Genomic DNA, 16,805 nt, shown 5'->3' on the forward strand with positions numbered 1-16,805 from the left:
CAGCCGCAACCCCCGCGCAACCAGCCGCAACCGCTTCCGCCGCTGCGACTTCAACACAAGCTGAGATTGCCACACAAGCTGCAGCCACCACCGAGGCAACTCCAGCGCCAGCTGCGACTTCACCAAGCAGTGCTCCAGCCGTTCCCCGTGTGCTGAACGGAAACGGAACGCTTGTGGCATCCGCGCTTACGTTTGGCGACAGCAGCTCGCACGTCAACGTCTCGCGCGATCTTGACACCGCAGTTCACGATACATTTGCGGTAGGCGTAAGCGAATTTGCACGTCAAAATAAGGGCACCGAGAAAAACGTTGACGGCAGCTCCATTGGCTACCACTGGCCCTCTGCCGGCGCGAACGGCTTCTCGCTTATCGCTACGAAAAGCGCCATTTTTGTGTACGTTCCGCAGTCGGTGCTGGACACCTTGCACCTCTCGCTCAATGATACCAGCGTTCAACAGGCACTTCTCGATTTGCTGAGCACGCTTGATGCCGAAACCGCACATGGTGGGCAGCTGCTTTCGTCGCTACACGTTCCCGTGTTCTTCACCACGGCGTCTGAACTGGCGTACGAAAACTACACGTATTCATTTGCTAAAAAGCAGGGCGATACCATATATCTGGCGTGTAAGCATGCGTCAAAGGCAGAAAGTGCTGATGGAGCGCTGTTTAGCGAAGTAGGAGTCTTAACGCCGAAAAGCGACATTGCGTTCGCGGAGAAACCAAGCGGCATTGCGGCGCTCGGCGCCTTCTTGCAAACGGTTGATTTTGACCCGCTATGGGTGTCGCTGCGCACAACAGGCGTTGCCATCATCTTCATTTTCCTGATTGGCCTGATAACAGCGTGGGCGACCATTCGCGTATCAAGCAAGTGGAAAGGCCTGCTCGATACCATCTTTACCATTCCGATGGTGTTGCCGCCTACGGTGTGCGGTTTCTTGCTGTTGCTGCTGTTCGGCGACACAACGTCGGTTGGGCGCTGGCTGGCCGCGCAGGGCATCGAGATTGTGTTCACGTGGCAAGCGGCGGTTATTTCATGCGTTGTAGTGGGGTTTCCGATGATGTATCGAACGGTGCGCGGCGCGTTTGAGAACCTTGACGCGTCGATGCTTGATGCAGCGCGCACGCTGGGCTGGTCGGAGCGACGTGTGTTCTTGCGTTTGATGCTGCCTTTAGCGTGGCCCTCCATTGCTGCTGGAACGGTGCTTGCGTTCGCGCGCGCCATGGGCGAATTTGGATGTACGCTGTTTTTCGCAGGTAATTATGCAGGCATTACGCAAACAATCCCCATTGCAATCTACTTCGACTGGATGAGCGGCAAAACCGACGAAGCAATGTTTTGGGTAATTGTCGTTATTCTTATTTCGTTCCTGGTGATTTTTATCATCAACGCGTATTCTGCGCGCACGCAGCGCTATCGTAAAACCGCAGGTGATTAACATGGCTTTGGATATGCACATTACAAAACAGCTGAACACGTTCACGCTTGAATCGACGCTGAACATCGGCAACGAGGTTGTTGGTTTGCTGGGCGCGTCGGGGTGTGGAAAATCGATGACCATGCGCAGCGTTGCCGGCATTGAAAAGCCTGATAGCGGCCATATTACGGTGAACGGAATTGAGTATTTCAACAAAGAGAAACACATCAACTTAAGCCCGCAGAAGCGTCAAACGGCCTTGCTGTTTCAAAACTACCAGCTGTTTCCACACATGACAGTTGCGCAAAATATCGCGGCGGGCATTCACAATGCCACAGCCACTGAAAAGCAGCAACGCATCGATGAACAGGTGAAACGCTTCGGCTTGAAAGGTTTGGAGCAGCGTCATCCGCTGCAACTTTCAGGAGGCCAGCAGCAACGTGTGGCGCTTGCACGCATGTTGGCGGCGCAGCCTGCAATTTTGCTGCTTGACGAGCCACTTTCGGCGTTAGACGCGCACTTGAAGCGCGAACTTGAAGCCGACTTGAACACCCTGTTCAACATGTTCGGAAAAACGGTGCTGTATGTCAGCCACGACATCGACGAAGCAACGCGTTTGTGCGACAAAATTGCCGTAGTGCACGATGGTCACATTCAAGAAATTTCAACGCCGAAACAGCTGATGGAGAACCCGCGCTCCCTGCCAGGCTTGCGCTTGTCGGGGTGTCGCAATTTGTTCCCCGTGCAGGCCATTGACGAGCATCACGTGCGAAGCGTTCGTGCAAATACTACTATTGAAGTGCGGAATTACACCTCGGGTGAAAATTTGTTTGCGGGCATTCGCGAAACCGATATTGTGCAGCTTGATAATCCGATCGAACAAAATTGCCTGTGCATGCGCGTGGCGTCGTTTATTGACTCTCGTTACGCGCGCGATATACGTCTTGAAGCAGCAAAAGATGCCTCGGTGCGCGATGCAACCGAAAATCCGCTGTTTTTGACGTCGGACGAGAAGGAAACATTTTCGCTGTTCTGGCGCATCAACCGTGCCGATTATCAGGTGCGAGCGTTGCCTGTGGTGGGGGATGTGGTGTACGTGCACGTGAAACCGGAGAACGTTCACGTTTTACCTGCTCCGCCGGTGTATACCACCAAGCGCACAACGTAGAACGCATCGAAACATGACGAATCATAACGAAACAGTACTCGCTGCTTTACAGAATAGTCACTATTCGCGCTTGAGAATGAATTGAGAGCATCGTGCGTTATACTTACCTCACGAGAAGCGAGGTTTCATGAAAGATGGTTATGGCCGACAGATAAATTATTTGCGCATTTCACTTACTGATAAGTGCAATTTGCGTTGTATTTACTGCATGCCTGAAGAGGGCGTGTGTCTCATGCCGCATGACGCTTTGCTTTCCATTGAAGAAATTACGCGCTGCGTGAAAGTTGCTACGCGCATCGGCATCAAAAACGTGCGCCTTACAGGCGGTGAGCCTCTTGTTCGTAAAGGCATTATTGCGCTTGTTCAGCAATTATCAGCTATCCCTGAAATTGAAAATATCTCGCTTACCACTAATGGCACCATGTTGAAGACAATGGCACTTCCTTTGAAAGAAGCGGGCTTGAACAGGGTAAACATTTCACTCGATACGCTGTCGCGCGAGACTTATGCGCTGGTTACTCGTCGCGATAAGCTGCATGAAGCGCTTGAAGGCATACAAGAAGCGCTGCGTGTTGGCTTAAGCCCCGTTAAGATTAACACGGTAACGGTACGCAGCTTAAAAGAAAATTATTTGGAATTCGCAAAAATGACGCTTGATATGCCACTTCATGTGCGTTTTATCGAGTATATGCCCATCGGAACGCATGTGAACGATCCGAATACTGGCTGGGGAAAACAAGATGTGTATCCTGCAGATGAACTGATAGAGGATATTAATCATGCAGCGTTGCGTGAGGGCTTATCACCTTTATTGCCTGTCTCTGACATGCATAAACCTCAAGGTTCAGGGCCAGCGCGGTATTTGGCATTCCCGGGTGCACGCGGAACCGTGGGAGTTATTTCGCCACTTTCAAGGCATTTTTGCTCGGAGTGCAACCGTTTGCGCTTAACAGCCGACGGTAAATTGCGTCCGTGCTTGTTCTCGGACAAGGAGTGGGATGTGCGCACGGCACTTCGCGAGGGAAGCGATGAAGACGTATACAAGGTATTTTTGCAGGTTTTGAACAAAAATCCTGATGAACACCACGACAAAGTGGGCACTGAACGCGAGATGAGTCAAATTGGAGGCTAGAAGTGGGAACAGGGGACACAGGCAACGCAATGGGCGCGATGGGCGCAGGTGACACGATGGACGCAGGCAACACAATGGGCGCTCACAAGCTTACGCACATTAACGAAAAGGGCGAAGTTCGCATGGTGGACGTGTCCGCAAAGCCAGATACGGTGCGCGTTGCAATTGCCGAGGGTTTTATTGCGATGCATGAAGAAACACTGGCGCTGATTGTTGAGGGACGTGCAGCCAAAGGCGACGTGCTAGCATGTGCGCGTGTAGCTGGGGTTATGGCTGCGAAACAAACCTCGACGCTTATTCCGATGTGTCATCCGCTGCCCATTACGAAGGCGCATATCGAGTGCACGCCCGTGGGCAAAGGCCAGCGCAGCGACGGGCGCGTGGGCATTCACGTGGTGGCTACAACAGGCGTAACAGGCAAAACGGGCATCGAGATGGAAGCGCTTACCGCGGCAAGTGTCGCGTGCTTGACCATTTACGACATGTGCAAAGCGGTCGATAGGGGCATGGAGATAAGCGACGTGCGGCTTCTTAAAAAAGAAGGCGGAAAAACGGGTTTATGGCTGCGCGAAGAGCACGCATGTGATACCCTATAAACTTGTAAAAGTTTGCCATGGGAAACGCCCAGCTGCTGCGGAATGCAAAAGCGTTGCCCAACCGCCAAGGAGAACAATGCGATGAATCAGGAGAATTCTGTTTCCGCTGTAAACGACGCCAATCAGGCGTCTTCTTGCGTCAACCAGGCGTCTTCTTGCGCCGATGCGCGCCACAAAAAAGTAACGCGCACGCTGTGGGCCATTGCCGGATTTCTACTGTTCGGGTTGGCGGTTCTTGGTGCCATCTTGCCGCTTTTGCCCACCACTCCCTTCCTGCTTGCCGCCGCATTTTGCTTCGCGCGTTCTTCCGAAAAACTGAACGCATGGTTTAAGCAAACGCGCTTGTATCGCAGTGTGCTGGCAAGTTACGTTTCAAAACGCGAAATGACGCTTAAAGCAAAACTGACGGTGCTTATTCCGGTTACTATCCTGCTTGGATTGGGATTTTTCATGATGCATAACGTGCTTGTGGGGCGCATTATCGTTGCCATTGTGTGGATTGGGCACATCATCTATTTTGGGTTTGTCGTAAAAACTCAGCGCTAATTCAAAAACCTGCCAAAAGCTGTGATAAAATTTCCATATCTATGTACTATATGAAGGGAATACGGTATGTCGGGACATTCAAAGTGGGCAACCACCAAACACCGCAAAGCTGCTCAAGACGCGAAGCGCTCTGCGTTGTTCTCAAAGCTGACCAGGGTAATTACAGTTGCAGCTAAAGAAGGCGGCGATCCAAACCCCGATAACAATGCGGCATTAGCTGCTGCTATCGAGAAAGCAAAGGGATATTCGCTTCCCAACGATAAGATCAAAACCGCTATTGATAAAGCATTTGGTGCTGGTAAAGATGCTGCTAATTATGAATCGGTCGTGTATGAGGGCTATGGTCCGTGTGGCGTGGCGATATATTGCGAAGCTCTTACCGATAACCGTAACAGAACGGCTGCTGATGTGCGTGCTGCGTTTTCGCACAGTGGCGGCAATTTAGGTACGTCAGGTTCGGTAGCGTTTCAGTTCGAGCGCCGCGGTCAGATTACCATTCTTAAAGAAGCATGTGCCGATGAAGACGAATTGATGCTTGCAGTTGCTGATGCTGGTGGTGACGATTACGAAGACGCAGGTGATGAGTGGATTGTGTATACTGCTCCGAGCGCTCTTATGTCTACCAAAAAGGCACTTGAAGAGGCAGGTATTCAAACGCATGGTGCAGAATTGACGATGATTGCGCATACGCCATGTGCTGTTGATCCTAAAGATGCGCCGAAGGTAATGCGCCTTATTGATAAGCTTGAAGAGTTGGAAGACTTGCAAAACGTGTATCACACGATGGAGATGACCGACGAAGTTGTCGCTGCGCTTGAAGCTGAATAGGCGTTGGCGGAGCTGGTGCGGGGCGCTGATGAAGCTGGTTGACGGTAGCGAGGCGATAGCGCTGACCAGCGGGAACGTGTGCTCGGTCGCGAGCGGTTGCAAGCGGGAGTGTGGCGTAGGCGCTGACGTGAGGTGCGAAACGTCGCTCCAAGCAGCCAGATAAGGTTCTTCGTTTCTTCATGATGAATGTGCGCGTAAAGTGAGCTGATGATATGCATCGAACGATTCTTGGTATCGACCCTGGGCTTGCACATACGGGTTGGGGAGTTGTCGAACAATGCAATAACCAGCTTATTTGTCGTGCGTATGGATGTGTTGCAACGCCTGCTTCTCAGGAATTAAGCCGCCGCTTACAAAAAATTTACGAGCAGATTGGCGCTGTCATAGAGCGATTTTCCCCTGAAGCAGTAGGAATTGAAACGGTGTGGTTCGGGCAGAACATCACAGCTGCTTTTGCTACCGGGCAGGCGCGTGGTGCCGCTCTTGTTGCCTGTTCACAGGGCAATTTGCAAGTTGGAGAATACACGCCGCGCCAAATTAAGCTGGCGGTATGCGGCGTGGGAAGCGCCGACAAACATCAAGTACAATATATGACGAAGCAGTTGCTTTCGCTGGAGGATATTCCGCAGCCTGATCATGCGGCTGATGCGTTGGCTGCTGCTTTGTGTTTCTCCACGCACGCCAACTCGTATACAAACGCGTATACCAAAGGACGTTAGGCACGCGAAAGAGAATCGCGCACGCTGCGGAACGCGAGACATGCGGCAGAGAACCGTACACGCTGCGAAACGCGAGACATGGTAGCGGTTGTTACGTTCACCTGCAGTTAGCGTGTATGCTCGTGATACGGCGCCCGTACCGCACCCGCCGTGCGCACTGAGGCACCACGCATACCGAAAGGGAAGATAGATGATAGATTTTCTTGAAGGAACGCTGGTCGATAAGCACGCAACGGGCATTGTTGTGGCGCTGAACGGCATGGGTTTTGCCGTAAGCATGGCCGCGGGTGACATTGCGCAACTGCCGTCGCTGGGGCAGAGCGTAAAAGTATACACCTACCTGCACGTTCGTGCCGATGCTCTGACGCTTTCGGGTTTCCTGAGCCGCGCGCAGCGTGCGTGTTTCGAGCGTCTGCTGGCTGTGTCGGGTATTGGCGCCAAAGTGGCGCTGACGGTGCTTTCCGCCTATTCACCTGCTGAATTGTCGGATATTGTGGCGCAGGAAAACTTGGCTGCTTTGCAGAAAATTCCGGGTATTGGCAAGAAAAGCGCGTCGCGTTTGATGCTTGAGCTTAAAGGTTCGCTTTCTAGTTTTGCGGATGATGAAAGTGTTGGCGACATTGGCACGTCATCTGGGATAACGTATGCACAAAGCGCGCTGATGTCGATGGGATTCACCGAACGCGAAGCTGCGCTTGCGCTGAAGGATGCTCCTCGCGACGTGGACGAGGCACATGTATTACAATATGCACTAAAACGTTTGGGTTCCTCGTAAGCGCGGGGCGGCGTTTCGTGTGGCGTTTCGTTCGTCTAGCTTGAACGTGCGGCGTTGGAACGTGCAGCGCGGGAACATGAGGCTGCGCGGATGTGTGACGATGCTTGCGTTGGTGCGGTTCAAGAACATGTCATTTACCTGCGAAAATAGGTAGCGGTTCTTTGTTTTTGTGCATCGCGCGAAACGCAACAAGAATGTATCGAGCGTGCAGTATGTGCGACTGCGCCCCGTTCCCGCGTGCGTTCGTGAACCTGTGAACTCGAGAACCAGCGACTTCGCTTCGAACCTGCGACTTCGCCTTGTTCCCGCGTGTGAACCCGCGATACGTAAAGCGTGCCACCAACAAAAAGGAGTGCATCATGGCTGCGTCAGTTGAGCTTGACGGCATGATTTTCAACAACGAAAATGCAATGGGAGACGAACGCCACGAGTCCTCTCAGAAACAGCCTGTTCATGAGCGCAATCTTGACGCGACTTTGCAAGAGGACGACCTCGCGCTTGACAAAAATTTGCGCCCTCAGCATTTGTCGGAGTATTTGGGGCAAGAGAAAATCAAAGAGTCGCTGGCAATTTTGGTTGAGGCGGCTAAAAAGCGTGGAGAAACACCTGATCATATCTTGTTTTCGGGGCCTCCCGGCTTAGGCAAAACAACGCTTGCGGGCGTTGTTGCAAACGAGCTTTCGTCACGCATAAAAACCACCAGCGGCCCTGCCATCGAACGCACGGGCGATCTAGCTGCTCTTTTGACGAATCTTGAAGAGGGCGATGTCCTTTTTATTGACGAAATTCACCGTCTTAACAAAATGGTTGAAGAAGTGCTGTATCCGGCGCTGGAAGATTTTGTGCTGGATATTATTGTGGGTAAAGGCCCTGCTGCGCGCTCCATTCGCCTTGAGTTGCCGCATTTCACGCTTATTGGTGCCACCACGCGCGCGGGCTTGCTTACCGGGCCGCTGCGCGATCGGTTTGGGGTGGCGTTCCGCTTACAGTATTACACGCCGCGTGAACTGGCAGAAATTGTGCAGCGTTCGGCGTCTATCCTGGGTATTCGCATTCAGGATGAGGGCGCGCTTGAAATTGCGCGGCGCTCGCGCGGGACGCCTCGCCTGGCGAATAGGGTGCTCAAGCGCGTGCGCGATTGGGCGCAAGTGCAGGGGATTGATTGCATTGACGAAGATGTGGCAGCGCAGGCGCTGAGTTTCTTCGAGATTGACCATTTAGGGCTTGATACGATGGACAATCGCATTTTGGAGCTGCTGGTGAAAAGCTTTTTCGGCAAGCCGGTTGGGCTGTCGACAATTGCGTCGGCGCTTTCGGAAGACCCCAGCACGATTGAGGACGTGTACGAGCCGTTTTTGATACAGCAAGGCCTGATAGCGCGCACGCCGAAGGGACGCCAGGCAACGCGGCGCGCCTACGAGCACCTGGGCGTGCCGTTTGAGGACGGCACCGCTTAGCGCGCGTTGGATCGCGCGTTGTTGCGTGTGCGTGAGTGGTTGCGCGTGTGTGAGTGGTTGCGCGGTGATGCACGCGAAAGGTGTGCCTTGTTTGTAGGTTGTTGCGTGTGCGTTGGATAGCGCGTTGTTGCCTGGTTTACACGCTGTTGCGCGTTGTTTGTGAGCGCGACGCAGGAGTGTGCTTGCGTTCCCGGTGGAAACGGCTGGCAGATGCGTGAAAAGTACGGGCAGACGCGGGGATGGTGCGTTTTCCCTGTTCATGATAGTTGAAAGGATGGCAGTATGTTCGAGCGAGATTACGTGATGCGCTTGATTATGCAGTTTGTGGAGGCGTTGCGTCGCAGTTGGCAGCAGAAACAGAAGGACTTGGATCCGCTGTTGGCGGCGGAGACGCTGGAGGCTGCCATTACGCAGACGACGGATATTGACGGCGCGGCGCTGCTTTCGCTTGCTCCGCAGTCGATGGCGTCGATTTTGCGCGTGTCGGGGGTGGACGACAAGCTCATTTCATATTTGGGACATGGGCTTTTGCTGGCGTCGACGTATTATGAGGAAGCGGGGAACGTACAGCTGGCGCATTTGCGTGCGGCGCAGGCGCGTGCGTTGGCGCAGGCGTACCACTTCGATTTGCCTGACGACCCGTCCGATTTCTCCGACCTCGACCGCTACAAAGACCAGTAGCGTTTCCGCTGGTAGCAGTTGCATCGCTGTTGCCGCTCCGCATCCGCTGGCATCCACAAACCCGTACTAGCGTTTGTCCTGCTGCTGGTATCCGACGCACCCACTCGCATCCACGTTCCCGTACCAGCGTCCGTACCGCCGCTTGCAGCGACAGCGTTGCTTGTGCCACTGCCGTTGGAGCTTCCGTTCATATTTTTGCAAGCGCACACCAATGTCAACGCAAGCGCGTTATCGCTGATGCGCATCCGCTGATAGTAGCACCGTAGTTGCTCACCGACGCTAATTGCTCGTTCAGTCACGCTCATAATTATTCATCTGATAAAAAACAATATATTTAATCTGGGATGGCTTAATTTTCAATTGCGCGAGTGGCTCAAAATTAAAGTACTATAGACAGGGTGCTCATGGTTCCAAGGGTGTCTATCAAGACTTGACTTATTCCCGAAGCTGAGTGATGTACAATGCAATAAGTAGTGCTTGATTAATATTAGGACCCTATAAAACCAAGCACTGATTGTAGGCACTAAGCTAGAAAAGCAGACAATTACAGAAATTCTTTTGCACACCCGTTTATTCATGGCTAATGCTAATGTAAATAAAGGATTGTGGTGCTGAATTTAATCCTAAGTCAGACAATTCCTTTTCTTGTTCAAATACTTCTACATCACCTAAGATATAGGCGTGAGCAATTTTATATCCGCAAAAATATTCTCGATATTTAGATCGGCTTATTCCTGCTGCAGTTTTTGTTTTTTCCCACAGCTTGCTGGGTGATGCGGAAAGTCGTCCTTTAATTTGGACTGACGCAACAATTTTTTTAAACGGAGATGTGCTATAGATGTACATTGTAGATACATCTTCTTTAGCCAATTGCTTTCTATATTCGAATTTTTTAGTACCCTGTAATATCTTTTCTACATATTCTGGTTTTATTGATAAAAGAAGTGCTTTCAAAATATATTGCCCCTATTCTTCTATAGCATAATTCATATCAGTTTTGCCAAATGCTATAATTTTATGAAATTCAGTATCAGTTATTCTTGTGAATGGTCTTGGTCCACTTGAAGCGTCAATAATGCCCATGTCTCGTAGATCGCTGAGTGTGGGTCTCTTGTTGAGACTTTTTACAAAGATAAATTTTATTATCTTTAAGCAACGGTTGTGATGTCTCCAAAAATTCTTTAACTCATCCACAGTAAAAACGCTACGGTTTTGGCATAATGATAAAAGATTCTCTTCGCTTTGAATAGAATCTATAATTTCATCGACAAGTGCAATAGTTGTAATGACCGATTTGTATTTTTTGACCTCACCGTCTTTTGCCATCCTATAGAAGAGAAAAAGATCTCCAGGTTTTGCACTGTTTGTAGGAGCCCACGAAATATATACTTTTTGAAGAGCATAACGATAGGCTGTTTTTTCAAGAAAGTTAATTCTGTCCTCAGTATTTAATTGTGAATCGGGCAAAAGAGATGTATGATATTTTGCCATAATTGGTAATATAAATTTGTTGCATGAGCTTGAAATGTTAGGATAATTTTGCTTTGGGGATTGCCCATTCGTTATTGTCCCTAAGTGTTTTACTAAAACTTTTTCACTTAAGTCATTATTGCGTTTAGTTCCCCAGTAAACAAAACCCCACCTATATAGCAATCCTTCCAATGCTTTCAGTTCGTCACGATCGTTATATAAGGTCACATATATTTCATCTACTTTTCGCTTTTGAGCATTATCAAAAATAATTTTTACAAAACGTTCCCCGAGGCGAAATCCAGTTGATTCGACCTTAAAAGTGCCAACTTTTAAGCGTTTCTTAGGAGTAAATAAAGGTTGAATATCTGAATAGTTTTCCTGACTATCTTCCGTTTTAAGATACAAGAAACCTAGTATTTGTCCCTCATCTGCACGACAGATATAGGCATCTTCATCGCACTTACGAGCAAACCAGCTATTAAAGTCATCATAAGAATCCCTAAAGCTGTCGAAGAAACTATCACCTACATCAATTTGACCGAAGCAGGTTTTCTCGACAGAGAGCGCCTTATATTCTATCAAATCAGGGTTATCTGAAGATACTTTGCTAATAAAGCTATTGATTGAAAACACCCTATCTGCAAGCCCTAATCTGATAGCCTTATTTCTTAATTTGCGATCTTCTGTGATGAATGCGTCAACTCTGCCGCTGTACAATTCATACAATAGGCAATTATCAATAGCATCGTTAATATTCTTATCGTAAAGTGATACTTTGTCTAAAAACTCGGAGCTGGGTTTTTGTACAGTCTTAATGATGTTGTAGGCATCTAGTTTGACAGAAAGAGCTTCTTGCGTTTCTGGATCGCGATATTTTTTGAGTTCATCTATTGTATATGGATGAATTACTTTGTCATGTTTTAACTTATCTATCCAACGAAAAAGATGACCTATACTATAATTAGATATGCGTCGATTCTCGCGGTGGATTACAATGTTTGTATCTAGAAGAATTCTCATACACTACTTCCTTACAGCTTTTTTACTAACTCATCGATAGCTTTACTGAATTCAGCCATACGTTCCTCTTGGTTGAAGAAGGGTAAACCGAGAATTGTATAATCACTTCCGAAGATGCCATTTGTTTGATATTTGCTGCTTATTTCACTTAAGAATTGTTCTTTCCAAGCATCTTGCAGTAATAGCTGCGTACCTTTTGGTTCAATATATGCCTGCATGTGCTTAACTTCTGAGAGTTCTTTCTTTTTAATAAACAGTAAAAAGTCGGGTTCAAAGCGCTCACCAGTTTCAAACGAGTAAATTACAAGCTCAGGAACTCTTTCGTTCCTAATTAAATAATATTCTAAGTTGTTTTGTTTAAGGGTTGGTTCAATAGTCGTTTTGAAATATTTTACGAGTAATTTTTCTTCACTTGTTCCATAGTTATCGTTAAATACATACCAAGGCTCGTCTGTCAGGTCTAGGCGATAGTTTTCATTTATGCATTCATTTTGTGAATCACCATGCCCACCATTTGCTTGAACTGAGGTAAGAGATATTTTTTTATCGTGTAGAACGTTTTTTAGCATTCTTGGTATAAAGACTGTACTGCCAACGAATTGTTGCTTAATGTTTGCAATGTAAGAGGCAATTTGCCCCATTGCTTTTTTGCAAGCTTCAAAAATATCTCTGCCTTTTAAGTCTTTACCCGTTTGCGTAATTTCCAGTGTTGAATTTCCTAAATAGGCCTCAGATGTTAAAAATTCTTTTAATGATGACACATGCGGGTATTTGCTTTTAATGATGTCAAAATGCAGCTCAGGATAACAAGCTGCGGCACCCGATAAAATATTGTAATTCACATTCTTGAAGAAAAATGTTTTTAGTATCGTTTTGCAGCGACTGCCTTCTTGTATTTGTTCTGGGCTTTCCGACTTGTACTCATCAAAAAAATTAACGACCGTTCCGGATATTGATTTTTGCGTATATCGATAAATTTTTGTTTTTAAGCTCGGCTCAATAGTTTTAATGTCGGATCTTCCACAAGGAATCCGTTCATTGGAATATACGTATGTTTTTTTGTAAAAATCAGAATTTTTAAAGTCGTCTTTTAGGCGATATTCACGAACGATTGGGTTTTCGGCTTGTAAACCTGTGGCAATAAGGGCTTGTTTCAACTCAGCAATGTAGCGTGAATCGTTCAGACTATGGAAAAGCATTGTTTCTAGAATACGATAATCGTTCGTAAGATCACCATCAAACTTACGCTTATATTTAAGGTCTTTGTCGTCTTCATATACAAACGGACAATAGCGTGCTCCACGACCAATCAGTTGAGCCTCTTTAATCGTATATGAGCCAATCTGACCTGCTTTACCACTTGCCTGTCGAGTATCATACAAGCGTACTATGTCGAAAAGATTTAATACGTCCCAGCCTTCATTGAGCATATCAACGGCAAAGATAAGGCGGATGTGATTATCTTTATCTTCGAGTGAGTTCACTTTAATTTGGTTAGCGTCATTATCGTCTGAAGATCCATTCATGATGATGGTGTTACCTTCAGAAAAAGAGTTCTTAAGACTATGCTCCAAGTTTTCGAGAGTGTCATCTTTTTGCTCAAAATAAGCTATAGCCTTAGAAAGAAGCGGAATGTTAGCGCTGCGTAAAGCCATAATCTCATAGCTTGTGAGTTCCTCTAATTTTTTGAAAAACACGTCATGGAAAGCTTCAGACTCTTTAATCTTTTGCGATTTAAGCATAATAACTGGTTTAATATTCAGTTTTAAGTCCGCAAAAAGGTAGCGACGATATTCGCTAAGAATAAGAGCAATAAGCGTACGATCCCAGAGGTTCGTATCGGTTGCAAAGTTTTGAAAATCTTTCGTGTACCCACTCGCACGGAAACGCTCAAGTGGATAGTTGTAAATGATTTTATCTGTATACTTTGCGAGTACATTTTTATCTTTGAGATCAGCTGTTGCGGTAAATTCCAGTAGAACGCTATCTTTATTGGAATTAAAAGCACGATTTACCGTGTATTCCCAGCTTTTCTCAGCATCTTCTTCGGTACTCGTTTTTTTCTTCGTATAAGAATTAATATGATGGCTTTCGTCCGAAATAAAAACGATTTTATCATTCTCAAAATCAGCGTAAGTTGGCGCATTCTCTTTAGCAAACCACATATCTGTATGTAACTTTTGAGTGGTAGTAAATAGCAGCTCAATATCATCATCTAGAACCGTGTCGCTAAATCGGTCTACTTTTTTCACTTTAATCTTCATACCAAGATAGGAAAGATTATCAGCAAAAAGATACTTCGATGAAAGCGCGTTCAAAAAGTTTTCTTCCGTCTTTTTCAAAATGTTAGTTTGATTCACAAAGAAAAGAAACTTACGATAACCTTTTGTGTAAAGATAGAGGATAAGCCCTGCCATCATCACCGTTTTACCAGAGCCTGTTGCCATGTGAAAAAGAGTATGAATCTGCTTATTCTTACGCAAACCATCTTTTTCAAAATAGGTAACGAAATATTGGAAAGCCTCTTTTTGATACTCTCGCAAAACAATATTTTGAGATAAACTATGCTCAATAATATCTGGCATAGGCGCAAGCTCATTAATCTCTTTAAGCGTATCAAGTTTTTCATATAAGAATGATTCATCCATGGATCAAGCCTCCTCATAGAAAGACTTCGTAAAGGCTTTATCAGCATCACTAATTTGATATGCTTCATCATCCATATCTGAAGCATTAACGTACAGCTTGTTCTTATCAACAAGCTTCATGAGTGCCTGTTTCTTTTCTTCTAATGTTAGGTTCTCAAAGTCTTTATCAGCATCAGCGAGTTCCTGCTTAGTAAGATAAGGCACAATACGCTCATCTGCATAAATGGCAGCTTTTACACTTTCAATAGTATCTTCAGTAGCATTCTGAATAGTGTTAATAAGCGTGTTCGCGTCTTCTTTAAGCTCGCAATAAACGAAAGAGCCGCCACCATGCCAGTTTTGAGCTTTAGAAATACCGCCTTGTTCGCCTTCAAGAACTTTCTTCAAACGTTCAACAGTTATGTCTTGAATGTAATCCATTTGTTCAACACCAATGTATCGGCGTCCCATTTTATGAGCAACGGCAGCAGTAGTGCCAGAGCCAAGATGGAAGTCAAGGACAAGGTCAGAAGGGTTACTACTTATTTCTAAAATAGCTTTTATTAACTCTTCAGGTTTCGCATAATCAAATTCATCTCTAGAGAAAAGATCTGTAATTTCATTATTTCCATCTTTATTTTTTGACTTAGTTAGCAGAGTAGCTATAAATTCTTTAATCAAAAAATCACTGTTTACGGATGTTGGCTTTTCATTACGATCATCATCTTCTTTAAAAACTCTTCGGAATGGACGATTGCCGGACATAAACTTATAGTCGTCTGGGAAACCAATTCCGCCAGAAGCATACCACTCATCAAACGTATCTTTTGTGACTGCCCATGAACGCTTAGGATTAACAGGATATTCCTTACCTGTTTTTGGATTTATCATCGTAAAATCAGAATTTGGACGTTCTTGAACTGTCCTTTGGCTTGTCAAATCTGCTGTTCTCCAAGGTTTACCAGGAAAATCATCTGTTTCATAATATTTGCGTTCAACTTGTCTACCAACAACCGCATCTGATTCGTTGGCTTTAGTATAAACCAATATCCAATCAAAGTCTTGCGATAAATTAAAAGGCACATCTGATTTTCCATCTCTAGTTTTTCTAGGAATAGTTCCTACAAAATGTTCTTTGCCAAATACATCATCTGCTAAAACTTTAAGATAATGCATACCATCTTCACCCATATGAATCCAAATGCTTCCATGTGATGAAAGTAGCTTATTAGCAAGTTCCAACCTGTTTTTCATAAATGTAAGCCACGTGGACATCCTAAAATTAGAGTTATATTTAAAGCTATCTTCACCTATCGTTTTGTTGAAGTAATAAGGCGGATCAATATATATGCACTTTACTTTGCCTTCGTAGCGTTTAAGAAGGCTTGCTAAGGCAATAAGATTGTTTCCTTTTATAATTAAATTATCGTTATCGTTAAAAGTTGTTCCTGTTTCTTCTTCAACGTGAATAGTGTCAGGATCTAGTTCTCCAGTTAAATCTTTTTCACCAACCGCTGTATAACGTTTAGCGTTTGTGAATACTTTAGGAGCAAGCATGCGAGAAATCTCATCACTCGCGATAGTTTCGTTATAGAAAATCTCACTGCGTTTTTGATCATCTTTATCTTGACCGCCTTCCAATACACAATCCTTGTAAGGGAAGTCGAGCACAACATCGTTTGTTTGCGAGATGAAACTGCCGTTATGAGTAAGCCCAATTTTGTTCGTATAGGACGTGTAAGAGTCAGGTAAGAATTCCTTTGATTCCATGAACCAAGCGAACTTTTGCTTATCAAAAACGAGCGTACCTTGAACGTCTTTGAAGAAGGTTTCTTTCACATCTTCGTTTGAGAGGAGAAGGGACAGCAAATCCTCACTCATTGCCATAACATCACTATACACAACAGCTTTAAGAAGCCTACCATCCTCGGCTTTGTATTTATCGTTTGTAAGTAGTAAGTCTGCTACAGTGTCAAAAATGTTCTTCATTAGTTCACCCGTTTTCCCTTCTAGAATAGTCTTTAACAATTCTCAATGTTGCAGGTAAGCTTTGCATTGCTGGCACGGGTACATTTGCGCTTATTGTTATGTTTTGCCAAGTTGAACGTTAAAATCATTCTTCGTGATGGATTACTCTTTAATGTGTGCCTCATTCAGATTTGTGTCATTTTTAGTTTGTATAGCTTATTGTATCGAATTTTTATACCTATAGATATGTAGACATGCTTGTTTATGGTAAAGGGTATTTCAACGCGTTTAATGGTAGTGTCAGGGCGGCTTGACAATTGAAAAATTAATCTCATGCGCGAGAGCACTGCTTCGGTTGTGTGTGAATACGAGCGAGAGCGCCTGGCCTGCATCATAATTG

The 16,805-nt window shown here is 46.1% G+C and carries 14 protein-coding genes; 10 read left to right on the top strand and 4 right to left on the bottom strand.

What is annotated here, in order from left to right:
• The 10 genes from modB to HMPREF3190_RS04050 all read left to right on the top strand — a co-directional run.
• A partial coding sequence (gene modB, locus HMPREF3190_RS04005) for a molybdate ABC transporter permease subunit (RefSeq protein WP_066780623.1) occupies positions 1–1,436 on the top strand: 1,436 nt, incomplete at its 5' end.
• 1 nt (position 1,437) lies between these two features.
• On the top strand, positions 1,438–2,583 hold the full coding sequence (locus HMPREF3190_RS04010; RefSeq protein WP_066780624.1) for an ATP-binding cassette domain-containing protein: 1,146 nt from the start codon (positions 1,438–1,440) through the stop codon (positions 2,581–2,583).
• Between the two features lie 127 nt (positions 2,584–2,710).
• The gene (gene moaA / locus HMPREF3190_RS04015) at positions 2,711–3,715 is read left to right on the top strand and encodes a GTP 3',8-cyclase MoaA (protein WP_066780625.1); all 1,005 of its coding nucleotides are present in this window, start codon (positions 2,711–2,713) and stop codon (positions 3,713–3,715) included.
• A 74-nt stretch (positions 3,716–3,789) separates the two neighbouring features.
• A complete protein-coding gene (gene moaC, locus HMPREF3190_RS04020; protein WP_066780767.1) occupies positions 3,790–4,311 on the top strand; it encodes a cyclic pyranopterin monophosphate synthase MoaC in 522 nt (173 codons plus the stop codon).
• Between the two features lie 81 nt (positions 4,312–4,392).
• The gene (locus HMPREF3190_RS04025) at positions 4,393–4,857 is read left to right on the top strand and encodes a YbaN family protein (RefSeq protein ID WP_082715153.1); all 465 of its coding nucleotides are present in this window, start codon (positions 4,393–4,395) and stop codon (positions 4,855–4,857) included.
• Positions 4,858–4,923: 66 nt separating this feature from the next.
• Positions 4,924–5,685: a YebC/PmpR family DNA-binding transcriptional regulator gene (locus HMPREF3190_RS04030; protein WP_066780627.1), complete on the top strand. Its 762-nt coding sequence runs from the start codon at positions 4,924–4,926 to the stop codon at positions 5,683–5,685.
• 212 nt (positions 5,686–5,897) lie between these two features.
• Positions 5,898–6,404, top strand: coding sequence for a crossover junction endodeoxyribonuclease RuvC (gene ruvC / locus HMPREF3190_RS04035; protein WP_066780629.1), 507 nt, complete (start codon positions 5,898–5,900; stop codon positions 6,402–6,404).
• 190 nt (positions 6,405–6,594) lie between these two features.
• Positions 6,595–7,179, top strand: a complete 585-nt coding sequence (gene ruvA / locus HMPREF3190_RS04040) for a Holliday junction branch migration protein RuvA (protein WP_066780631.1) — start codon at positions 6,595–6,597, stop codon at positions 7,177–7,179.
• A gap of 359 nt (positions 7,180–7,538) precedes the next feature.
• A complete protein-coding gene (ruvB, locus tag HMPREF3190_RS04045) occupies positions 7,539–8,636 on the top strand; it encodes a Holliday junction branch migration DNA helicase RuvB (RefSeq protein ID WP_066780633.1) in 1,098 nt (365 codons plus the stop codon).
• Between the two features lie 282 nt (positions 8,637–8,918).
• The gene (locus HMPREF3190_RS04050; RefSeq protein ID WP_066780635.1) at positions 8,919–9,317 is read left to right on the top strand and encodes a hypothetical protein; all 399 of its coding nucleotides are present in this window, start codon (positions 8,919–8,921) and stop codon (positions 9,315–9,317) included.
• A gap of 570 nt (positions 9,318–9,887) precedes the next feature.
• Here HMPREF3190_RS04050 and HMPREF3190_RS04060 read toward each other — a convergent pair.
• The 4 genes from HMPREF3190_RS04060 to HMPREF3190_RS04075 are packed head-to-tail and all read right to left on the bottom strand — an operon-like array spanning position 9,888 to position 16,465.
• A complete protein-coding gene (locus HMPREF3190_RS04060; protein ID WP_066780643.1) occupies positions 9,888–10,271 on the bottom strand; it encodes an ASCH domain-containing protein in 384 nt (127 codons plus the stop codon).
• A gap of 12 nt (positions 10,272–10,283) precedes the next feature.
• Positions 10,284–11,810 carry a PIN domain-containing protein gene (locus HMPREF3190_RS04065; protein WP_066780644.1) on the bottom strand — a complete coding sequence of 509 codons (1,527 nt, stop codon included), beginning with the start codon at positions 11,808–11,810 and terminating at the stop codon, positions 10,284–10,286.
• Positions 11,811–11,821: 11 nt separating this feature from the next.
• Complete coding sequence (locus tag HMPREF3190_RS04070) at positions 11,822–14,458, bottom strand: DEAD/DEAH box helicase family protein (RefSeq protein ID WP_066780645.1); 2,637 nt, start codon at positions 14,456–14,458, stop codon at positions 11,822–11,824.
• Positions 14,459–14,461: 3 nt separating this feature from the next.
• Entirely contained in the window at positions 14,462–16,465 is a 2,004-nt protein-coding gene (locus tag HMPREF3190_RS04075) for a DNA methyltransferase (RefSeq protein ID WP_449676174.1), read from the bottom strand.
• Positions 16,466–16,805: the final 340 nt, after the last annotated feature.

Source organism: Umbribacter vaginalis, from assembly GCA_001552935.1.
Lineage (GTDB): Bacteria > Actinomycetota > Coriobacteriia > Coriobacteriales > Eggerthellaceae > Berryella > Berryella vaginalis.